Source organism: Priestia sp. JSM ZJ58 (assembly GCF_044383985.1).
Taxonomy (GTDB): Bacteria; Bacillota; Bacilli; order Bacillales; family Bacillaceae_H; genus Priestia; species Priestia zanthoxyli.
This window is the reverse complement of sequence record NZ_JBISEM010000001.1, coordinates 129,205-152,328: the sequence shown is the minus strand read 5'-3', so window position 1 is coordinate 152,328 and position 23,124 is coordinate 129,205. Positions and strand designations below refer to the sequence as shown.

General features: G+C 37.9%; 21 protein-coding genes and 1 other annotated feature (1 of these 22 only partly in view). Of the genes, 1 reads left to right on the top strand and 20 read right to left on the bottom strand.

Going from position 1 to position 23,124, the window contains the following annotated elements; genetic code table 11:
• Positions 1-56 (bottom strand) — a binding site (T-box leader); it reaches 193 nt to the left of the window's first position.
• Between the two features lie 60 nt (positions 57-116).
• The 18 genes from ytxC to ACH6EI_RS00660 form a co-directional block, all read right to left on the bottom strand.
• A complete protein-coding gene (gene ytxC, locus ACH6EI_RS00745; RefSeq protein ID WP_014458056.1) occupies positions 117-977 on the bottom strand; it encodes a sporulation protein YtxC in 861 nt (286 codons plus the stop codon).
• 96 nt (positions 978-1,073) lie between these two features.
• A complete protein-coding gene (dnaI, locus tag ACH6EI_RS00740) occupies positions 1,074-2,006 on the bottom strand; it encodes a primosomal protein DnaI (protein WP_014458055.1) in 933 nt (310 codons plus the stop codon).
• 32 nt (positions 2,007-2,038) lie between these two features.
• A complete protein-coding gene (locus ACH6EI_RS00735) occupies positions 2,039-3,466 on the bottom strand; it encodes a replication initiation and membrane attachment family protein (RefSeq protein ID WP_108674327.1) in 1,428 nt (475 codons plus the stop codon).
• Between the two features lie 72 nt (positions 3,467-3,538).
• Complete coding sequence (gene nrdR / locus ACH6EI_RS00730) at positions 3,539-4,000, bottom strand: transcriptional regulator NrdR (protein ID WP_013059432.1); 462 nt, start codon at positions 3,998-4,000, stop codon at positions 3,539-3,541.
• Between the two features lie 243 nt (positions 4,001-4,243).
• Positions 4,244-4,630, bottom strand: coding sequence for a hypothetical protein (locus tag ACH6EI_RS00725; RefSeq protein ID WP_028411774.1), 387 nt, complete (start codon positions 4,628-4,630; stop codon positions 4,244-4,246).
• Positions 4,631-4,723: 93 nt separating this feature from the next.
• Positions 4,724-5,104: an adenosylmethionine decarboxylase gene (speD, locus tag ACH6EI_RS00720; protein WP_013059434.1), complete on the bottom strand. Its 381-nt coding sequence runs from the start codon at positions 5,102-5,104 to the stop codon at positions 4,724-4,726.
• 423 nt (positions 5,105-5,527) lie between these two features.
• Complete coding sequence (locus tag ACH6EI_RS00715; RefSeq protein ID WP_013059435.1) at positions 5,528-6,559, bottom strand: glyceraldehyde-3-phosphate dehydrogenase; 1,032 nt, start codon at positions 6,557-6,559, stop codon at positions 5,528-5,530.
• A gap of 275 nt (positions 6,560-6,834) precedes the next feature.
• A complete protein-coding gene (gene coaE, locus ACH6EI_RS00710) occupies positions 6,835-7,431 on the bottom strand; it encodes a dephospho-CoA kinase (RefSeq protein ID WP_098999237.1) in 597 nt (198 codons plus the stop codon).
• Between the two features lie 23 nt (positions 7,432-7,454).
• A complete protein-coding gene (gene ytaF / locus ACH6EI_RS00705; protein WP_033579623.1) occupies positions 7,455-8,084 on the bottom strand; it encodes a sporulation membrane protein YtaF in 630 nt (209 codons plus the stop codon).
• A gap of 60 nt (positions 8,085-8,144) precedes the next feature.
• Positions 8,145-8,978, bottom strand: a complete 834-nt coding sequence (gene mutM, locus ACH6EI_RS00700; RefSeq protein ID WP_098999238.1) for a DNA-formamidopyrimidine glycosylase — start codon at positions 8,976-8,978, stop codon at positions 8,145-8,147.
• Positions 8,979-8,999: 21 nt separating this feature from the next.
• Positions 9,000-11,627: a DNA polymerase I gene (gene polA / locus ACH6EI_RS00695; RefSeq protein WP_108674328.1), complete on the bottom strand. Its 2,628-nt coding sequence runs from the start codon at positions 11,625-11,627 to the stop codon at positions 9,000-9,002.
• A gap of 329 nt (positions 11,628-11,956) precedes the next feature.
• Positions 11,957-13,729, bottom strand: a complete 1,773-nt coding sequence (pnpS, locus tag ACH6EI_RS00690) for a two-component system histidine kinase PnpS (RefSeq protein WP_397376789.1) — start codon at positions 13,727-13,729, stop codon at positions 11,957-11,959.
• Positions 13,722-14,438 (bottom strand): response regulator transcription factor, encoded by a 717-nt coding sequence (locus tag ACH6EI_RS00685; protein WP_013085192.1) that lies wholly within the window; start codon positions 14,436-14,438, stop codon positions 13,722-13,724. Before ACH6EI_RS00685 ends, pnpS begins: the two co-directional genes overlap by 8 nt.
• A gap of 178 nt (positions 14,439-14,616) precedes the next feature.
• Entirely contained in the window at positions 14,617-15,093 is a 477-nt protein-coding gene (locus ACH6EI_RS00680; RefSeq protein WP_028411778.1) for a MaoC family dehydratase, read from the bottom strand.
• A gap of 133 nt (positions 15,094-15,226) precedes the next feature.
• Positions 15,227-16,165 carry a malate dehydrogenase gene (gene mdh, locus ACH6EI_RS00675; RefSeq protein WP_013059443.1) on the bottom strand — a complete coding sequence of 313 codons (939 nt, stop codon included), beginning with the start codon at positions 16,163-16,165 and terminating at the stop codon, positions 15,227-15,229.
• A 28-nt stretch (positions 16,166-16,193) separates the two neighbouring features.
• Positions 16,194-17,486, bottom strand: a complete 1,293-nt coding sequence (gene icd, locus ACH6EI_RS00670) for an NADP-dependent isocitrate dehydrogenase (RefSeq protein WP_255255780.1) — start codon at positions 17,484-17,486, stop codon at positions 16,194-16,196.
• Positions 17,487-17,560: 74 nt separating this feature from the next.
• Positions 17,561-18,679 (bottom strand): citrate synthase, encoded by a 1,119-nt coding sequence (citZ, locus tag ACH6EI_RS00665; protein ID WP_028411779.1) that lies wholly within the window; start codon positions 18,677-18,679, stop codon positions 17,561-17,563.
• A gap of 360 nt (positions 18,680-19,039) precedes the next feature.
• The gene (locus ACH6EI_RS00660) at positions 19,040-19,501 is read right to left on the bottom strand and encodes a DUF441 domain-containing protein (protein ID WP_108674329.1); all 462 of its coding nucleotides are present in this window, start codon (positions 19,499-19,501) and stop codon (positions 19,040-19,042) included.
• 113 nt (positions 19,502-19,614) lie between these two features.
• Here ACH6EI_RS00660 and ytvI point away from each other — a divergent pair, with 113 nt between their 5' ends.
• Positions 19,615-20,724 carry a sporulation integral membrane protein YtvI gene (gene ytvI, locus ACH6EI_RS00655; RefSeq protein ID WP_098999239.1) on the top strand — a complete coding sequence of 370 codons (1,110 nt, stop codon included), beginning with the start codon at positions 19,615-19,617 and terminating at the stop codon, positions 20,722-20,724.
• A gap of 92 nt (positions 20,725-20,816) precedes the next feature.
• Here the strand turns inward: ytvI and ACH6EI_RS00650 are convergent, their stop codons facing one another.
• Positions 20,817-21,209, bottom strand: coding sequence for an FxsA family protein (locus tag ACH6EI_RS00650; RefSeq protein ID WP_189643481.1), 393 nt, complete (start codon positions 21,207-21,209; stop codon positions 20,817-20,819).
• Between the two features lie 82 nt (positions 21,210-21,291).
• Positions 21,292-23,052, bottom strand: a complete 1,761-nt coding sequence (pyk, locus tag ACH6EI_RS00645) for a pyruvate kinase (protein WP_045291184.1) — start codon at positions 23,050-23,052, stop codon at positions 21,292-21,294.
• Positions 23,053-23,124: the final 72 nt, after the last annotated feature.

Here is a 23,124-nt window from a genome sequence, read left to right as displayed (position 1 = left end):
GATCTCCCTCTCTACAAACCGTAAATATACACTCATGTCCTCATCATAACTTGTAACATATAGCTGTTTTTCAATATGCATTTATTATATTCATTTTCAAAATAGAAATCAACCTTTCACGTTATATTTTGCTTTTGATCAAACGGAAATTCATTTTTTTCGTATAACATCACTTTTTCTTGAAAGATATTTTGAATGGTGTAAACAAAATCATGGTCATGCTCGTCGCTATACAGATGAATACCAGCTGGAGATAAACTTAGCAAAGGCGCGATAATAGTCGAGTCTATGTATAATGATTCTTGTTTAGATAAAAAGGCCTCTGCTAGAGCTGCACATTCACGTTCAGGAACATATCTACGGTTGTGGTCGTACAATACAAACTTGTTTTTATTCAAGTGCATCACGTACACATCACCGGTAGATGACTGTCTTTCGTTAGCCGCTTGACGCAGCTGATGAATAAGAATTTGATAGTCTTGTTCAAGCTTATATTCATCAATCGCCAGCTCAGCATAATAGCGCAGCCGATCTTGATATTCTTTTAAACGGAATTGGAGAAAAGACTCAAAGGTGAATGTTACATTATGAATGAAGAAGTCTTGAAGCGCCTGGCGGATAAGCAATTCTCTTGGAAGAGAAAATATTTTTTGCGGAATTTCGTCTCTCTCTCCTTCCATAATCCCCCCCATAATTTGAAGCAGCAAATCTTGCTCTTCCTCTTCCGAATAAAAAAATTGTTCTTTTAATATGTTTACCATCATCTTTTTTTCTTTCTTTTTTAAAATCACGTGCGTTAATACAGGTATCACCATGTCTTGTAAAATGGCCTCTCGATTGTATGTCTCATCAATAACTAAAAGCTGATTATTCACCAGCTTCAAGCACTGTGAACCATATGATAAAGCGCTTTGCTTCGCGCATAAAGACTCATATACAACGACTGCGTCTTCTACATATTTAAAGAATATTTTCATTCCTCATAGCCCCCCTTTGGACACGCTTTATTAATGTATATGGGGCAACACGCAAAAAAATGAGCAAGTCGTTACAAGAAATGTAAAACGACCTGCTCATCTATTTCGTTTATTCTCTCCATTCATTTCAACAGGAATGGCTAGAGACTTAATTCGTTCCATGACACGAGCGGCTTTGAGCTCTTCCTGCTCGCCTCTTTGGGTATAAGTCAAATGATGTTGAAGCTCTTTAAAATTTAAATTCGAGCTGAAAAATGTCGGCAAATTTTCGAGCATGCGGAATTGTAAAATGGTTCCGAGCACATCGTCTCGCATCCAGCTCGTTACGGATTCTGCTCCGAGATCATCAAGCATAAGAACCGGTACTTTTTTGACATACTCTATTTTCTCATTAAAGCTTTGATCTTGAAACGAACCTTTTAACTCACGCAAAAACTCCGGAACATACAGAATGGTAGATTTCACTTTCTTTTCGGCTAACGCATTGGCAATTGCTCCAAGAAAATACGTTTTTCCCACACCAAACGAACCGTGTAAATATAAAGCTTTCATTTTCTTGTTTGGCTCATATTCTCGCACAAAATCTCTTACTAGTTTAATCGCTTCAAATCTTCCCTGCTCAATTTCAATATCAGACATTGTTGCCTGTAAAATTTCTTTCGGCACGTACATACACTGAATAAAAGATTCTTGTTCTTTTCGCTCATCTTCTTGTACTTTTCTAGGACAGCGTTCATATTGCAAATCAATATTACGGCCTTTTACAACCAGCTGAGGGTGGTATCCTTTCACCATGTTGACACAGCTTTGCAGAGAAGGACACTTGTCACAGCATTTGCTTTGGTCGATAAATTCATGCATCTTCATCAGGCCTCGGTCGACCATTTGCTCATCTAACTCACGGCGATGCTCTTGCAAAAATGTTTTAACTTCAGGATTAGACAGGATACTGTTTCTTAATGCTTCTAAGCGTGCTTTAAAATCTTTTTTGTTCACTAACTGATTTAGTGAATCATTGATAGGCTTCATCTTTTTCACCTCATCTCTATCATACCTGCTTTTTATTCTTTATGCTTTTGTTTTAGCTCTTGATCTAACTGCTTGAGCTCTTCTTGTAGCTTTCGTTTTTCTTCTTCAAATCCGTCCACTTCTTTTGAAGGCTGCTTTTTCTCTTCTTTTTCTTCATCGCTCAGCCACTCTGGCACCATTTCTTTACGCACAATTTTTCGTCCGGCCGTTTTTTTATTTTGCTTTGCTTCGGTCCAGTTTTGATATTCTTTCTGTTCATTTTTAGCTAAATTCATGGCATCTTGAACAGTTTGTACCTTTTTGCGCGCCCAGTGTCCAGCAATTTTCTCTACATAGCTCTTAGATAATTTCATATCGGATCTTAGCATAACATAGTAAATTAGAACATTTACTACCCCTGGTGAAAGCTTTTGATTAAACATCACTTCTTCAATCATTTGCAAATCTGCTTTTGAAGGCTCTGCTCCCCCGGAAAACTCGATCAAAAGCTGTCGAGGAGAAGTCACTTCAAGCTGTTGAATGAGCTGCTCTTCTTTCGTCTGCGGCTGCTTTTCCTGCATAGTGCGAAGCATAGGCGGCTGAATTTGTTCGCTTAGATTTGGAAGTGCTTCTCCATTTTCAAATTGGTAAAAGGACTGTGCTGCTTTTCTAAGCAATTCAATATCAACTTGATCGTTCTCATTTAGCGAATCGAGCACCACATTTTTCATTTGAAGAGGATCGATACCATATAAAAAAGCTAGCTTTTCAATTGCTTGTTTTACTTTAGATGTAATGGACCTTTTCGAAATCATTGAATCTGTTAGGCCTGCTAAAAATAAATCAAAATCAAAGGAATCCGGGCTCATCTCAATAGAAGCACGGTTTGAAGAATCCATAAAGTCCGTCTGAGCATCAGGAGAAAATACATCCTTGCTTTCAGACTGAAAACTTGGAGCCAGCTCCGTTGCTTTAACTGATTTAAATACATCGTTAAATGAATGCGTCACATCTTTGAACGATTGGTCATCCACGAGTGAATCCGAAAAATAATTTTTTACTTTTTGAAAGATGGATTTTCCTAGTCGGTTATATAAATATACATTTAACACACCATCGTTAAAGAACTGATGGGGCGTAAGAGGAGGAATGAGCTCATAAATGAACACACGAACATCATCTTCTTCCTTAATATATGTTTTTAACAAACCAATGCCTTCTAATTTTAACCGCTCATGGTAAATAGCTTTCAAATTAATTTGCATCATCGACATTAGATGATGATGTGTAGACTCTTTTCCCCATAAACGATCTTGTTCCAGCTCGCTCCATAGCGTCATATACAAACCAAAACACGTCGTGCCCACCAGCGGCTGATAGAGCATGGTTAAAATCCTTCGGTCGTATTCCTGCAGTATGCCGTTCGAACGAACAACATAACGATCGACCGGTATCATTTCTTTCCAATGTTGTTCTTTCATGTCGTTCCCTACCTACTTTTAAAGTAATAGAAATGACAAAAAAAGAGCCTAAAGAATACTTCAATAGCTCTTTTACAGTCGTTCCTTCTTAATTAAATCTTTTAATTCATCAATAAATACATTGATGTCTTTAAATTGTCGGTATACAGAAGCAAATCGAACATAAGAGACTTCATCGATAGCAGCTAATCGCTCCATCACCATTTCTCCTACCACATCTGACTGCACCTCTGATGTACCCTGACTGCGCAGCTCTGTTTCAATATCGTGTACGGTATCTTCCAGTTGTTTTAAGCTTACTTGGCGTTTTTCACACGCCTTAATTAACCCTCGAAGGATTTTGTCTTTGCTGAACTCTTCTCTCGCTCCATCTTTTTTTACAACAATTAACGGAAGTTCTTCTACTTTCTCAAAAGTTGTAAAACGATAGTGACACTCTTCGCATTCACGTCTTCTACGAATAGAGCGGCCTTCTTCTACAGGGCGCGAGTCCAGCACTCTCGTTCCATTGTAATGACAGGATGGGCACTTCATATTCTCAGCTCCAATAATAAACCTTGTTTTTCTTTTTATTTTCTCTCATATAAGTTAATTTTCATCTATGTTAGCCGGCTATTCGCCATTTATTATGATTGTCATCATCATTTCCTTTATCAAACACGATGCTATATTAAAGGATTTACTTTATTCCATCTTATAGAAAACAAGGCTTGAATACAAGTAAAGGAAAAGGAATTTCCCCATTTTATTTCCTGAAATTCAAAAATGATAAGGAACTTACGAAGAAAGAGGAATAAGTTTTTGATCAAAGCTCTTATAAAGCGTACGTACAAGTTCTTTGCTAAAACCAAAATCAACTGGCACCACTTTTGACTCTGTTGTAGCAGAAAAATCGATAGCGGTTTCAAGAGGACGTACGCTAATAATGGTAATCACAACAAAAGCTTTTCTTCCTTTTACAACGTTTAAGCTAATTTCTCCTCGCTCTTCATACGCAGCAAGTATCTCTATCCCTTGCATATGCTTCAACATTTCATGAACTTGCTTAAATGCATTCCCAGCCGTTGTTTTGTAATAATGCGTTTTTAGAGTCGGATCTGAATGACGATCGCTTGTTTCTACATGATTAGAAAATAAAGATTTAACTACTTGTACTACCCCCATGTTGTTATCCCCTTTGTTTTTGCATATTAAAAATTTATATACTAAAAAGAGGTGTGTAATACACCTCTTAACTTACGTAATCAATCGACACTATTAAAGTGCATTCGCTTTAGTTTGTTTTACCTGAACAGGACCCATTCCACGTGGTAATTCAATTGTTTCACGTGTCTGTGCACTTAGAGCATCTGCAATATAATCTGCTGCGATTGTAGGATCTAAATGACCACAAGTATAAACATCGATACTTGCATAACCATGCTCTGGGAAGCTGTGAATCGTTAAATGTGATTCTGAAATAATAACAACGCCACTTACACCTTGAGGTGCAAATTTATGGAACGCTACTTCGCGAACTTCCGCACCAGATTTTAAAGCTGCATCAACAAACGTTTTTTCAATATAATCAATATCATTTAACTTATCGAAATCGCATCCCCATAATTCTGAGATGACATGACGACCCATTGTTTCCATAATGATATTTCCCCCTTTAACAATTTTTAATCGTTAAACATGAAGTTCTTTCGCCATATAGCATGTTAACTACCACGGGGGAAAGTTAGTCCAAAGAGGTCCTAACCCTTTAAGTAGCCACATCACCGAAAGGTACACAAGAAGTTCACGAAACATAGTATACTTTGTTTACATTTATTTTGCAATACGTGTTTTGATTTTATTAAAGATTGTTCCGGCAGATAGACCTATACAAATTACCCCTGTGTTCTCGTGAGACAGTGTGTAAAAGCTGCTAAACGACTATTCATTTTTTATTAAAATTGAGGAAAAGAAACACTCCTTTGCATGATTATCTTATTGCTTTTCCCTATTCTTTTGAATAAAAACAAAAAAAACAGGGCGATAGCTCCCTGTTTTTTTAAAAAGCAATCTATAGCTTTCTTAGCTTACTCTTATCTTTGATCCATTACGCATTTCTGCAGCAATATATCTTACCAAATCGACTACGCGCTGAGAGTAGCCCCACTCGTTATCGTACCAAGCTAACACTTTAATTTTATGATCTTCCATTACGATAGTCGATAGTCCATCTACAATCGCTGAATGAGGATTTGTATTAAAGTCAATTGATACGAGTGGTTCCATTGTTAAATTTAAAATATTCTTTAATGGTCCTTCAGCAGCTTTAATGAACGCTAGATTAACATCTTCCATCGTCACAGGTTTCCTTACATCCACAACTAAATCGACAAGCGATACGTTCGGCGTAGGAACGCGCAGCGCCATTCCATGAAGCTTTCCTTTTAAATGAGGAAGAACTAATGAAAGCGCCTTGGCTGCTCCAGTTGTTGTAGGAATAATTGATTGAGCACACGCACGGGCTCTTCGCAAGTCTTTATGCGGGTTATCAATATTCTTTTGATCATTTGTATATGCGTGAACGGTCGTCATTAAACCGTTTTCAATTGTGAACGCTTCGTCTAACACCTTGACAACTGGAGCTAGACAATTTGTCGTACAAGAGGCATTAGAGATAATGTTATGCTGATTCACATCAAACTCTCGTTCGTTTACGCCCATCACAATAGTAATATCTTCTTGTTTACCCGGTGCCGTTAAGACAACTTTTTTCGCACCTGCTTCAATATGTAACTGCGCTTTTTCTCTTGAATTAAATTTCCCTGTTGCTTCAACGACTAAATCAATCCCAAGCTCTTTCCAAGGCAAATTCAGCGGATCGCGTGAATTTAATAGCTGGATTCTTTTACCGTTAACAATTAGCGCATCATCATCACATTTAACATCTCCATTAAATGGTCCGTGTATAGAGTCATATTTGATTAAATGTGCTAATGTTTCTGCTGGATAAGATGCATTTATGGCAATAATATCTAAATTCTCCTCTATAATCGCTGTGCGAAAAACCATTCTTCCTATTCTCCCAAAACCATTAATGGCAATACGTGCTTTCATGGCTATACCCCTCTCTATATGTGTTATACTATTTAACTTTTTATATTGAATAGTATAACATAAATATTTAAAAAGTGAATAATATTAATTTTTTTTAATAAATTATTTTAATTGAGTTTTACTATATGTATATAGCGAGAACAGATATTTAACACATTCTTTTTTAGAAGCTCGTAAATATTCTCAATAAAAAAATCCGAACGAGCTTGATTCTACCTCAAGAATCAAGCTCGTTCGGATTTCCCTTCAGCTAACATACGTTTATCCAAGCCTCTTTAATCTAGCCATAGGGCTAATATACTTAAAAGCTGTTGTTTTGTTTCCTCTACAGGTCCGTTGTTATTGATCACCGCATCGGCTAAGGCTACTTTCTGAATCAAAGGCAGCTGTGCGTGGATACGTGCATAGGCATCTTTCGTCGAGAGATCATTACGAGATTTTAACCTTTCTAGCTGCACAGGCTCATCGACATATACAACCACTACTTTGTCGACTAAATGCGTCAAATCACTTTCAAACAGCAGCGGAATATCTAATACCACAGCATCGTATCCTTCCTCGATATACCTTTCCTTTTGAGAAAGCATTTCTTTTCTTACCGCAGGGTGTACAATTGCATTCAACTTTTTACGTTCTTCCTCTTGAGAAAACACAATTTCCCCTAAAGCCGCTCGATTGATCTCCGCATTTTCGTGAAGAATGGCACGGCCGAACGTCTCTACAATTTGGTTATATGCTTCTTTTCCTGGTTCGACGACTTCTTTTGCAATGTGGTCAGCATCGATTACTGGAATATTAATATCTCTCAGCATTCCGGTTACCGTACTTTTTCCACTAGCAATTCCGCCCGTTAATCCAATTACAATTGACATTGGCCTCTCCTTTATCGCTTTATTTAAAATCTAAAAATACCTAAAATAATAAGCAGAACTCCCGGTAAAAAGGAAAACATTTTCATCCATGATAAACGTGAAAAAACTTTGCCAAACTGTATGCCAGCACTTAAAAAAAGTGAACTCATAAGAGCTACAGCAATTGCTAAAGCATACGGCGAATAACCTAATAAAGCTGCTCCAAACCCTGCTCCAAATGCATCAAGAGATAATGCAATTCCAAGTATAAATGCTTCAATCCCAGTGATGGAACCTGAATTATCTAAATCTGCTGCCGTTGGTTTTTTCAATACGTTAATGACTAAGCCAATTGACTTAATTTCAATTTTCACTAATGTTTTTTCTTCTTTCACTCGAGATGAATCTGCCGGACAAAAAAACTGGTATAAAATCCACATTCCAAGTAGAACAAGAATACCTCCGCCTACTTTATTTAGTACATCCACTGAAAATAGATGCGTAAGTACCTTTCCTAAAAACATAGAAAACATTAAAGAAAATGCTGAGCAACATGAAATAATAAAAATGGATTTCAGCGGGATTTTCACCTTTCGAAGTCCGTATGTCAGGCCAACGCTAAAGCTGTCAAGACTTACGGCAAAAGCAAGAATAAGTAAAGAAAATGTTATCATGATGAGAGGACTCCTTTCCTTTCTGTCTATACGTAGTATATGAAAGGAGCCCATCCATTGTTATTTTTTAGCCGGCTGACAATTTGGGCAGATATGTGTTCCTCTACCGCCTACAACAAATTTTTCAATTGGGGTACCGCAAATTTTACAGGATTCGCCTTTTCTTCCGTACACGTAAAGCTGCTGCTGAAACATGCCTATTTGCCCCTGTGTGTTTACATACGTACGAATTGTGCTGCCCCCTTGTTTCACCGCTTCTTGAAGGGTCGCTACAATTTCTTCGTACAATTTTTCATACTCTTCGTCTGTTAATTGGCTGGCCACTCGTTCAGGGTGAATCCCTGCGCGAAATAGTGCTTCATCTACATAAATATTCCCTAGCCCAACCACGACATTTTGATCGAGTAAAACCGGCTTGATTTTTCGAGAGGTTTTGCCGATTCGCATTTTTAACTGACTTGGATTAAATGTTTCGGCAAACGGTTCAGGTCCAAGGCCAATAAGAGGAGGAAACAGATCTTCCTCTCCCTTTTTAAATAAGTGCATGGTACCAAATTTCCTTACATCCCGGTATCGTAATTCTGTTCCGTCGGTGAAGTGAAAAAAGACGTGTACATGCTTATCTGGTTCGTCTGCATTTTCATGGAGAGCATATTTTCCTTCCATACGCAGATGAGAAACCATCGTATAATCATCGAGTACAATTTTCAAAAACTTACCTCTGCGTTCAACATCTCGAATGGTTTGTCCAACAAGCGCGTCACAAAACTGCTCAACTTGCTCAGGACGTTTGATAATATTAGGCCATTTAACGGTTACACGCTCAATGGTCTTACCACTGGCTAATTCAATCAACGTACGTCTGACGGTCTCAACTTCTGGTAATTCTGGCACGTTTGTCACATCCTTTTTCCACTACTTTGCTTCGTACCAAGTCTTTCCGTAAGAATAATCTACTTTCAACGGAACTTCTAGCTCTAAAGCATGCTCCATTACTTCTGGTACGATTTTCTCTAAAATTTTAATTTCTTCTTCTGGGGCTTCAAAAATCAGCTCATCGTGTACTTGAAGCAGCAGCTTAGCCTGAAGATTTTCATCTTTTAAGCGCTTATCCATTTCGATCATTGCTTTTTTAATAATGTCAGCTGCTGTCCCTTGAATAGGCGTATTCATAGCTGTACGCTCAGCAAAGCTGCGGAGGTTAAAGTTTCGGCTCGTGATTTCAGGCAAGTAACGGCGGCGGTGCAAGAGCGTTGTTACGTATCCCTTTTCTTTTGCATCGCGCACAATCGTATCCATATACTCCTGTACACCCGGGAAGCTTTTTAAATAGCGTTCAATAAAAGTAGCCGCTGCTTTTCTTGTAATTCCTAAACTTTGCGATAAACCGTAATCACTGATGCCATAGACGATTCCAAAATTAACTGCTTTAGCCTGACGGCGCATATTCGACGTTACTTCTTCTCTTTCGACGTGGAACACATCCATCGCTGTTTTCGTATGAATATCTAAGTCATGCTTAAACGCATCAATTAGCTTTTCATCATTTGCAATATGAGCCAGTACGCGCAGCTCAATTTGTGAATAATCCGCCGCAAATATTAACCAATCAGGCTGTGAAGGCACGAACGCACCTCTTATTTTTTTACCTTCTTCAAGACGAATCGGGATGTTTTGCAAGTTAGGATCTACTGAGCTTAACCTTCCCGTTTGAGTTAACGTTTGATTAAAGCGGGTATGAACTTTTCCATCGCTTTCATGAATAACCTTTTTTAACCCTTCGATATACGTAGACTGTAATTTTCCTAGCTGACGGTATTGTAAAATCTCTGGGATAATATCATGGGCGCTAGCTAATTGCTCTAATACATCAGCTGATGTGGAATAGCCTGTTTTTGTTTTCTTTATGACTGGAAGCTGCATTTTTTCAAAAAGAACAACTCCTAGCTGCTTTGGTGAATTAATATTGAATTCTTGTCCAGCGTATTCGTAGATTTTCGCTTCAATTTTTTCAAGCTGTTCTCGAAGATCTTCGCCCATTTCATCCAAACGCGCCCGATCAATTTTCACCCCTTGATATTCCATATCGGAAAGGACAATGGCAAGAGGCATTTCAAGCTTTTCAAACAGCTCAAACTGTTCATTTTCAACCAATTCTTTTTCCAACACTTCTTTTAAATAAGCTACGGCGGCTGCTTTTCTTATAACATGCTCAGCTAGCTGAGCAGCTTCCGCAATGCTTCGCTTAGCTCCTTTTCCATACACCGCTTCATCTGATTGCACTTGATGATATCCTTTTAATTTTGCAATTGTCGCTAGGTCATCATTTGCTTCAGCGGGATTTAAGATGTAAGAAGCAATCATTACATCATGTTCAATTCCTTTAATTTCATGCCCCGCCCATTTTAACGATACAATCGTACGTTTTCCATTAAATACCGTCTTTTTTACATCTTCATCTTCTAGCCATGCTGTAAACTTGGAAGATGAAAGAGCTGTGTCTTTATCAATAAAATAGTGGCCGTTTTTGTTGCTGATTCCAAAACCGAGCAGCTGATTGTGATGATAGTTTTCTTCATAACCTTCTACGATCAGAGCTGCTTCGCTTGTTAACATATCATCGTGAACTTCCTGCACTATTTCAAACGTCAGTTCTTCAAAATCTGCTTCCTCTTCTGCTGATTCACCAAATTTAGCAAGCAGAGAATTAAACCCAAGCTCTTTAAATAAAGAGATGACCTTTGAAGATTCAAACCCGTCATATTTCGCATCTTCTACAGATACTTCAAGAGGCGCTTCGCAATAAATAGTTGCAAGCTTTTTACTCATGATGGCTGATTCACGATTATCTTCTAGCTTTTCTTTTAATTTTTTACCGCTGACTTGATCGATAGATTGCAATACATTTTCAACGGTTTCAAACTCTTTTAATAACTTTAAGGCTGTTTTTTCTCCAACTCCGGGCACGCCTGGAATATTATCTGAGCTGTCTCCCATAAGACCCTTCATATCAATGATTTGCGCAGCCGTGATTCCATATTTTTCATCAATGGCTGCAGGCGTATAGGAATCCACATCCGTAATTCCTTTTCTCGTAATATCTACGGTTACATGCTCTGACACAAGCTGAAGTAAATCTTTATCACCGGAAATGACTTTCACGGCCATTCCTTTTTGTTCTGCTTGTTTTGAAAGTGTACCGATAATATCATCTGCTTCGTACTCAGGCAGTTCATAGCGCTTAATTCCATATGCATCTAATAACTCACGAATAAAGGGAAACTGCTCTGAAAGTTCAGGAGGCGTCTTTTGTCTGCCTCCTTTATATTCTGTAAATGTTTTGTGACGAAACGTTGTTTTCCCTGCATCAAAAGCCACCAGTAAATGCGTTGGCTTCTCTTCCTCTAAAATACGTGTCAGCATTGTAGTAAAGCCGTATATGGCATTTGTATGTATTCCTTTATCATTGTTTAAAAGCGGCAAAGCAAAAAATGCACGGTAGGCAATACTATTCCCGTCAATTAATACTAGTTTTTGTGTCATTCATGTTCCTCCATTTCGCTCTCTTCTTATCTTACCTTTATTTTAGCAAACAATAAGCTTTAAGGACAAAAAGTACTCTTGAATTCAACGTTTTATTTTCATGTGGTGATAAGATCTATACATCATAAAATAAAAAACACCGCCTAGTTATTTTAGGCGGTGTAGCATGTGAATGGATAGAAATTGTCAAAAAGAATCGGCGAAAATAGCACGGTTAAAGCTATTTTCGCCTTACATATTGGCTCCTTGGATGAAGGGGTTTCCATGAAAAATTGTATCAATTAATTATTAAGCTACATTAAATAAATTGTAAAAGGAACGTAAACATTTTACATCTGCGGCAAATACTTGTGCAGCTTCACCGAAAAAGTTGTCCCTTTATTGACTTCACTTTTCACTTCAATTTCCCCTTTATGAGCTTCAACAAGATGTTTAACAATTGCTAATCCAAGACCTGTTCCTCCGGAATTGCGGCTTCTTGCTTTATCTACTCTGTAAAAACGCTCAAAAATACGTGAAATTTCATCAGAATCAATACCGATACCTGTATCTTGAACATGAACCGTAATCGTTTCTTCTTCCTCTTCAAGCGAAACGTGAACGGTTCCTCCAGGCATTGTATACATGAGCGCATTGCCAATTAAGTTAACGAACACTTGCATAAGGCGCTGACTGTCACCATCAATCCACGCTTCTTCAGGAAGCGTATCTAACGTTAGAGTGATTTCTTTTTCATTCGCTCGGTTCGATAGCACTGTTATGACCTCATAGAGAAGGGTATTCAAATCTACTGAATGAATGCTTAGTTTAAAACCTTGCTGTTCAACTTTAGATAAATCCAAAAGATCTTGAATCAGGCTCTCCATGCGCTGGCTTTCCGTTAGAATAATAGATAGAAACTGCTCTCGCAGCTTTGGATCTTCCATGGCACCGTCTAACAATGTCTCACTAAACCCTTTAATGGACGTAATAGGCGTTTTTAGTTCATGAGACACATTCGCTACAAAGTCACGGCGCACTTGTTCTAGTTTTTTCAGCTCGGTAATATCATGGAAAACAAGCACAATGCCTTTCCATTCATCGTTTAAGCCAATAATCGGCGCTCCGTAAACATCAAAATATCTTCGTTCAATATTTAAAGGCAAAACGACTTGTTTTCGAACCTTTACTTCGGTCATAAATATTTTTTCCACAAGTTTAATGATTTCTTTGTGCTCAAATACCTCATAATACAAGTGATAAAGGAAATCGTCCGGATGTATATGAAACTGCTCTTTATAAGCTCGATTCACTAAGTTTATATAGCCTCGACTATCGATAAGAAGCATACCGCTTCCCATATTTTCAATTAGGGTGCGCAGCCTGTCCTGCTGCATTTCTTGATTAGTGATAGACTCTTGCAGATTACGAGCAAGTGCGTTAATAGACTGACTCAGCATCCCTGTTTCATCTACATAATCTTCATATGTACGAGCTTTATAATTCCCTTTTGCAAGTTCCATAGCCACCTTGGTTGCCGATTCAATAGGACGGGTATAGCGCCCCATAATCTTTACACCTAAGAGTAAAATCACAATCAAAGCTAGACCTAAGCTTCCAATAAGAAGCCCCCAGATTTGCTGATTTACTTGTTTTAATGAATCAAACGATGTACTCAAAACAACAAATCCCTCTTGCTTACCTTCTATAATAAGCGGGATACCATAGTAATATAAGTCGTAATCTTCTTTAATTTGATCAAAGCTTTTTTTGCTGTTTAACTGCTTTTTTAATACTTGTTGGATTACAATACTTTTTTCGATTCTTTGCTGCTTGCTACCTGGATTTGAGTCAACTAATATTTTTCCATCTTTTTGAACGACAGTCGTTCGTACACTTAGCGAATGACTGATTTGATAAACTTTAGATTTTAAAGCAGGACTTGTGATGCCTTCTTCACTAATGTACATTTCCACAAGCTTTGCTTCTTTTTCCATTCGCTCTTGAAACGTTTGAAAATAAAAGTTTTTAAACAACTGCCCCAGCAGCAGGCCAAGACCTACTAATACAATAATAATAAGTACTAATAGAGCCAAAAGTAGCCTTGAACGAAATTTATTCATCTACCTTTGGTTCCTCCAGCTTATATCCTAATCCTCTAATCGTTTTTATATAAACCGGTTTTCGCGTATTATGTTCAATTTTCTCACGCAGATGGCTGATGTGCACATCTACAATTCGCGTATCTCCGGCAAAATCATAATTCCACACTGCACTCAGCAGCTGATCACGAGTTAATACCCGTCCTTTGTATTTTGCCAAATATAATAATAACTCGAATTCTTTCGGAGTAAGCTCAAGCTGCTCTTGATTAAAGTAGGCCTCATAATGATCTGGAAGAATTTTTAAATCACCAATCATGATACGTTCGCCATCTTCCTCCTGTTCATTTTCCTGAGCAATAATTTGTGTTCTGCGTAAAATGGCTTTTACACGGGCTACTACTTCTCGAGGACTAAATGGTTTCGTCATGTAGTCATCTGCGCCAAGTTCTAGCCCTAATACCTTGTCAAACTCATCGTCTTTTGCAGTTAACATTAAAATAGGCGTCATCACTTTTTGCTGACGAAGCTTTTTACAAACTTCAATTCCATCCATTTTAGGAAGCATCAAGTCTAACACAATTAAATCAGGTTTTCCTTCTAATGCCTTGTTGTATCCTTCTTCCCCGTCTTCAGCTGTTTCTACTGTAAAGCCAGCTTGTTGTAAATTATATTGTAATAATGTTGAAATTGATTGTTCATCATCTACGACTAATAATTTCTTACTCATATTAACGATATAAGCCTCCATCTAGTTAAATTAAACCGCAGCTTCACCCAAATGATATTATTTTCTATTTATCTTCTCTTATCATACAATGTTTTAGCCTCGTTCTCCAATACATTTCAACATTTTCAGAAAATATGGCTAAAGAGCTTCTTCTATATTTATCAATACTTAGGGCGTTTTAAAAATTTTCAAAGTCATGTGTCTCTACTGATGGAAGTCTAAGCGGCGGATACACAAGAAACCGAGCCGTTACTACTTTCTCTTTTTGTTCATTGACCGCTTCTACTTCAATCGTAACAGTTTTAGAAGAAACATCTACCTCTGTGACTTCAAATAAAAATTCAATCGTACTATAATGATGAATTTTTTTGGGAAAGGCAACCGTATGTTCTGCAACATGGCTTCCAGGTCCGGGCAAGTACTTTGAAATGGCTGCTGTCATAATACCGGTAATCATAATGCTTGGCACAATAGGTTTCTTAAAAGGTGTCTGAGATGCATAATCATGCTGAATGTATAAAGGGTTAGAATCATTTGTCAGCCCTAAGTACAATAAGATATCTTTATCTTCAATTCGTTCAGTTAGCGTTAATTTTTCTCCAACTTTTATATCTTCAATACTTCGACCTATTTTTTGTTTTTTACCTAATACCATCATCATTCCACCTTTTGTATAAAGTAATAGTTTTTCTTTATATACAAGAAAAATTCGAGGTTTCCCTCGAATTTTCCTTGTGACTATTGTTTGAATATCTATAAAAACCTATACTCAAACCTACTTTATTGTATTAAGCTAATACACCCATGACAGTTTTGACTGATTTTGCTGATTGATCTAACGCAGCTTTTTCAGAATCAGTAAGTTCTAATTCAATTACTTGCTCAATTCCTGCAGCTCCTAATACGGTCGGAACACCTAAGTAGATGCCGTTATAACCATATTCACCCTCTAGGTAAGCAATCGCTGGTAAAATACGACGCTGATCTTTTAAGATCGCTTCTGTCATTTCCACTAAAGAAGCAGCAGGAGCGTAGTACGCACTTCCGTTGCCTAATAAGTTAACGATCTCGCCGCCGCCTTTGCGTGTTCTTTCAACAATTGCTTCAAGACGCGCTTTTGGAATAAGCGTTTCAAGAGGAATACCGCCAGCATATGAGTAGCGTACAAGAGGTACCATATCGTCGCCATGTCCACCAAGTACAAAACCTGTGATATCTTTCACTGAAATGTTTAACTCCTGCGCTACGAACGTACGGAAACGTGCAGAATCTAATACGCCTGATTGACCGATTACGCGGTTTTTAGGAAAACCAGATTCTTTAAATACTGTGTACGTCATAGCATCTACCGGGTTTGTTAACACGATAATGTGACAGTTTGGCGAGTATTTAACAACTTCTTGAGTAACAGACTTCATAATTTTTTGGTTCGTTGTGACTAAATCATCGCGACTCATACCTGGCTTACGCGCGATACCAGCTGTAATAATGACAATGTCAGAATCAGCTGTGTCTTCGTAGTTGGCTGTTCCTGTAATGTTAGCGTCAAAGCCTTGTACAGGACTTGCTTCTAACATATCCAGCGCTTTACCTTTAGCTGGATTTTCTAATTGCGGAATATCAACTAATACAACATCAGCTAATTCTTTTTGACCAATTAAAAAAGCAGTTGTAGCTCCCGTAAAGCCCGCTCCGATAACAGATACTTTTTTACGCATATTTGCCATTATAATTCCTCCCCTAAATGAATAGCTATTAAACTGTTACTTGTTTTCCTAGATTGCTAATTAATTCATCAGCAAACTCTGAACACTTCACTTCTGTTGCGCCGTCCATTAAACGTGCGAAATCATATGTTACTACTTTTGAAGCAATTGTTTTTTCCATTGATTTCATGATTAAATCCGCTGCTTCATTCCAGCCAAGGTGTTCAAGCATTAACACACCTGATAATAATACAGAAGATGGGTTTACTTTATCTAAACCAGCATATTTAGGTGCTGTACCGTGAGTTGCTTCAAAGATAGCATGTCCAGTTTCATAGTTGATGTTTGCTCCTGGAGCAATTCCGATACCGCCAACTTGTGCTGCTAATGCATCTGAAATGTAATCTCCATTTAAGTTCATTGTTGCTACTACATCAAATTCACGTGGACGAGTTAAAATTTGTTGTAAGAAGATATCTGCAATAGAATCTTTTACAATAATTTTTCCTGCTGCTTCCGCTTCTGCTTGAGCTTTGTTTGCAGCTTGTGCACCTTCTTTTTCAACGATGCGGTCATATTGAGCCCAAGTAAATACTTTATCGCCGAATTCTTTTTCAGCTAGCTCATAGCCCCAATTTTTAAATGCGCCTTCTGTATATTTCATAATGTTACCTTTGTGTACAAGCGTAACAGACTTGCGGCCCTGTTCAATCGCATAGTTGATTGCTGCACGCACAAGACGCTCCGTTCCTTCAGAAGAAATAGGCTTAATACCTAATCCAGAAGTTTCAGGGAAACGGATTTTATTTACGCCTAATTCCGTTTGTAGGAATGAAACAAGTTTTTGTACTTCTTCAGAACCCTTCGCATATTCAATACCAGCATAAATATCTTCAGTATTTTCACGGAAGATAACCATATCTGTATCTTCTGGGCGCTTAATTGGAGAAGGTACGCCGTCAAAGTAGCGAACAGGACGTAAGCATGTGAATAAGTCTAATTCTTGACGCAATGCCACGTTTAGAGAACGAATTCCACCGCCTACTGGTGTCGTTAATGGTCCTTTGATTGCAATTATGTATTCGCGAATTGCATCTAACGTTTCTTCCGGTAACCATTCGCCAGTTTGATTAAATGCTTTTTCACCTGCTAATACTTCTTTCCAAACGATTTCTTTTTCACCATTGTATGCTTTTGCAACTGCTGCTTCTAATACGCGGGAAGCTGCTGCCCAGATATCCGGACCAATTCCGTCACCTTCGATAAATGGAATAATTGGGTTATTTGGTACGTTTAAAACGCCGTTTGCTACAGAAATTTGTTCACCTTTTGTCATGAGAATGACCTCCTTAAAAAATTGTCTACTTTCACTTATGGAAAAGTGCTCAACGAACGTGAGCACCTTCGTCACATTGTTTAGCTGCGCTCTTCAAGCGGAATGTACGTTTGTTTTCCAGGACCGATATAATCAGCTCTTGGACGAATCAAACGATTGTTTGAATACTGCTCTAAAATGTGAGCAATCCATCCTGATACGCGGCTTACGGCAAAAATCGGAGTAAATAAATCGTGATCAATACCTAAGCTGTGGTATACAGAAGCTGAATAGAAATCAACGTTTGGCGGAAGCTTTTTCTCGCCTGTTACGATTTTCTCAATTTTCACTGACATATCGTATAGCGTTGTATCTCCTGCTTGTTTTGTAAGTTTTTCAGACATTTCTTTCAAGTGCTTGGCACGAGGATCACCCTGCTGATACACACGATGTCCAAATCCCATAATCTTTTCTTTCTTCGCGAGCTTTTCGCGAATGTAAGGTTCTGCGTTTTCAACTGTTTGAATGTCAGACAACATTTTCATAACAGCTTCATTCGCTCCCCCGTGAAGAGGACCCTTTAACGCTCCAATAGCGGCTGTAATTCCTGAATAAATATCAGATAATGTTGCCACACAGACACGAGCTGTAAAAGTTGAAGCATTTAGCTCATGGTCAGCGTGTAAGACAAGTGCCTTATCAAATGCCTCTACTTGGATATCAGTTGGCTCTTCGCCGGTTAACATATATAAAAAGTTAGCGGCAATGCTATAGTTTTCGTTTGGTTCAATTGGCTCTAATCCGTTACGGACTCTTGAAAAAGCCGTTACCACCGTTGGTAATTGTGCTTGCAAACGAACAGCTTTGCGATAATTTGCTTCTTCATCCATTAAATCAGCTTCAGGATCGTACAACCCCAATAGTGATACGACTGTTCTTAAAGCTGCCATTGGATGAACATCTTGAATTGGATAAGTTTTGAAATGATCTAAGACTTCTTGGGGTAATTTAGCGTTTTCTGCTAGTAATCTAGAAAACACAGATAATTCTTCTTTGTTAGGTAATTTTCCGTGCCATAGTAAATACACCACTTCTTCAAATGTTGCATAATTCGCTAAATCATCAATATTGTAGCCTTGATATGTTAAAGTGTCATCAATAATTGAACTTACTGCTGACGTTGTAGCGACTACCCCTTCTAGACCTCGAGTTGCTGTCATAAATCTCCACTCCTTTACAGAAAAAATTCCCCATACCTTTCTGTGTAAAACGTGAAAAACAAAATTGAGCCTCTGCTCAACTAGACATTAAATGATATACGAAGCGCCTCTTTTGAATATATATCTTGGAAGAACATTCCTTCACCCCACGTAAAGAAAATGCTTACATTTCCATTTGTTTCAATAACACACAAAATCAAAACATCTGCATGTGTCATTGCTTTGTTACAGCCCTATAGGTAAAACATACAATTGTATGTAAAAAGATGCGGCCTCAAAATATATTATAAACAATTATCTGACTTTTGTGAATCAAAAGAGAGAAGAAATTTTAAAAAAATTATTATTATACAAAAATTTCTACGAAAAAAGTTCAGTTAATTTCATAAATAAATAAGCGATTCCAGCACCGATTAACGGACCTACTGCTACCCCTTGAAACAGCGCCACAGCAAGAATTGTGCCAAAAACTAAAGCGGTCGTAATATGCGGATCATCTTCCAAGAGTGTAAGTCCATATTTGGCAATAATTGCTACAGCAATTCCGGCTCCTAGAGCAACCCAAGCATAAGAAGATTTCACAGCTTCTCCTAATTGTTTGAACCCTATGTCTCCTGTTGCAATTGGCACAAGAACGGCAATTGTAATAACCGTTACTCCAATATTAATTCCTTTTGATTGTAGAAACGGAAAAACCTTACCGTCTAACCCGATTAATTTTAAAATAAGTAAAAATGCAACTGCAATGATTAATGATTGATTTTTAGCCACTAATCCAATTACGAGTAAAACAGCTAAAAACAGCATGGGTTGTGAGAACATTTTACTCATCCTTTCTTTTTTTATTGTGATAAATCTAAAGCGTATTACGTAAATATTTTATGAGTAGCTTTTTCTTTTGTTGACTATCGTTTACAAGGAGGCCTCTATTTATTGTGTACAAGCTTCATTTACATCGACTATTTCGCTTAGCTTGTGTGTTGGTAATTATTGCAGCATCTATATTTCTTAGTTATTATGTCTCTTCTCTCATATATCCATTTATTATCGCCTGCTGCATCGCTTTTTTCATAAATCCTATGGTTAATCTATTTGAATTGAAGCTGCGTTTACCACGCTACTTAGCTGTTTTACTATCAATGGTTCTTATCTTCTCTCTTTTGGCCGGACTTATTACGTTACTTATCACAGAAATCATTGCAGGAAGTACGTATTTAGCGAAAGTTGTTCCCACAAATTTCAAAGAAGTGGTCATATTTATTGAAAATATTGCTACAGAACAAATACTTCCGTTTTATGAACGCATTACTTCTATGTTTAATAACTTAAATACCGGTCAGCAAGCAACTATTTTATCGAACATTAAAGGCGTAGGCAACCATATCGCTCAAACGGTGGGTGATTTTTTGCAAAATGTATTGCAAAGCATCCCAGTACTTTTATCCGTATTGCCTAATGCAGCTACTGTGATTATTTTTTCATTACTGGCTACTTTTTTTATTAGTAAAGATTGGTACAAGCTGATGACTAAAAGCAGCGTGTTTATTCCTAAAAAAGTAAGGGAAAATGGACAGACAGTTGTTGTGGAGCTTAAAAATGCACTGTTTGGTTTTATTAAAGCTCAGCTTACGCTTATTTCGATTACCACAATCATCGTTCTTTTTGGTTTACTTGTTCTTAAGGTTGATTATGCTATTACAGTCGCTTTATTAATCGGCTTAGTAGATATTCTTCCTTACCTCGGAACAGGACTGGTTTTTGTTCCTTGGATGATTTATGCGTTTGCAACAGATAATGTGTCATTTGCTGTAGGACTTTCGGTACTATATGCTGTAGTACTTGTGCAGCGACAAATTATGGAGCCCAAGATTCTGTCATCGAGCATTGGTCTTGACCCTCTTGCTACATTAATTGCTTTATTTGTAGGATATCAATTGATTGGATTTTTTGGATTAATAGTTGGCCCTGTTATTCTTGTTATTCTAAAAACACTTCATACAACGGGAGTTTTTAAAGAAACGTGGCAGTTTATTATAGGAAAATGAAGAAAGAGAGTCAGACACAATAAAAAAATCCGAACGGTTTATCGTTCGGATTTTCCTTGCACTAAAGTACTTTTGTTCCAGCCTCTTTCTAGTTAACGTATAATCGTCATTCGATTATGCCCTTGAAAAAATCTTCTTAACCACGTTAAAAGAAAAGGCTTGACGATTTTGCGTGTAAACGGCAGCAAAAAGATAAAGCCTACAACATCTGTCAAGAAGCCTGGAAACAGTAGAAACAAACCGCCAAATAGTACACACATACCATCAAGGATTTCACCGCTTGGAACATGTCCTTGGCTCATCTGACGCTGTGCTTTTTGAAAAAGAGATGTTCCTTGTTTTTTCGCTAGAAACGCACCAATAAAACTGGTAGCAATAATCAGTAAAAATGTTGACATTACACCAATGAGATAACTTGAATAAATCAAAATCATTACCTCAACAGCAGGTACAATAAGAAGGAGCGGAAGAAGCTTCCTCACCATCATCACCTCTTCGCTTATTGAATTGCCTAAACAAAAAGAGAAGGATTTCCCCTTCTCTTTTTTTCAATCATCTACGTGTTTCTTACAGTACGCTTGCGTGTCCGTTGTATACAACACCACGTGAAGCATCAACTGTAATATCTTGATCTTCTGAGAATACGCTTGTTGCGTTTTCTACACCTACAATGACAGGAATGCTTAAGTTTAATCCTACTACAGCTGCATGGCTTGTTAGACCGCCTTCTTCCGTAATAAGAGCCCCTGCTTTTTCGATTGCACTGATCATATCGCGATCTGTGCTGTTTGTAACAAGGATAGCACCTTCAGTCATTTTTGCATTTGCTTCTTCAGCAGTTTTAGCAATAACTACTTTACCAACTGCTGCTTTACGACCAATTCCTTGTCCTTTAGCCAGAACGTCACCTACAACTTGAACTTTCATTAAGTTCGTTGCACCTGATTCTCCAACTGGAACACCAGCTGTAATAACCACTAAGTCGCCGTGTGCTACAACGCCTGTTTTTACTGCGTCATTTACAGCGTGATCTAACATATCGTCAATTGTACTTACGCGCTCACCAACAACTGGTGTAACACCCCATACTAGAGAAAGACGACGTGCAACAGAATCGTTTGCTGCAACAGCTACGATTGGAGATTGCGGACGATATTTAGAAACGATTTTCGCTGTATAACCACTTTCTGTTGGCGCTACGATTGCACTAGCGTTTAAGTTAAGCGCTGTGTGTACAACAGATTGTCCGATTGCATCTGTAATAGATGGGCCAACTTGCTTGCTGCGCTGTTGTAAAATCTCAGAGTAGTTTAGAGCTTGCTCAGCACGAGAAGCGATTGAATGCATTGTTTGTACAGCTTCAACTGGGTAAGAACCCGCAGCTGTTTCACCAGATAACATAATTGCATCTGTACCATCAAAAATAGCATTGGCAACGTCACTTGCTTCCGCACGAGTCGGGCGCGGGTTGCGTTGCATTGAATCAAGCATTTGTGTAGCTGTAATAACTGGTTTGCCAAGTGCATTACATTGTTTGATTAGATCTTTTTGTACTAATGGTACTTCTTCAGCAGGAATTTCTACTCCTAAGTCACCACGAGCAACCATTAAGCCGTCTGAAACTTCAAGGATTTCTTTGATGTTATCTACGCCTTCTTGGTTTTCGATTTTTGAGATGATTTGAATGTGAGCTGCATTGTGTTTTTCTAGTAGTTCACGAATTTCTAATACATCAGATGCACGACGCACAAAAGAAGCAGCGATAAAATCAATGCCTTGTTCGATACCAAATACAATATCGTTTGCATCTTTTTCAGTGATACCAGGAAGGTTTACACTTACGTTTGGCACGTTTACACCTTTTTTATTTTTTAATGTACCAGGGTTAAGTACTTTCGTTTTGATTTCACCATCAGTTTTATTGACATCTAGTACTTCAAGACCGATTAAACCGTCATCTAAAAGGATTTTTGATCCTACGTGTACGTCATCAATTAGACCTGGATATGTAATTGAGAATTTTTCAGTTGTTCCCACTACTTCTGTCATAGAAACAATGATTTCAGCGCCTTCTTCTAACTCAATTGCACCATTTTCCATTGTGTTTGTACGAATTTCAGGTCCTTTTGTATCAAGTAAGATACCTACTGTTTTACCTGTTTGTTTCGCAGCTTCACGAATGTTAACGATACGTGCACCATGCTCTTCAAAGTCACCGTGAGAGAAGTTTAGGCGACAAACGTTTAAGCCTGAGTTAATTAGTTCAACTAATTTTTCTACACTTTCACTCGCTGGTCCAATAGTACATACAATTTTAGTTTTACGCATTCAAATTTCCTCCTATATATTTACTATTTACTCTTTAGGTAGAGCAAACAGCTATTTCCTTTACTAACCTTT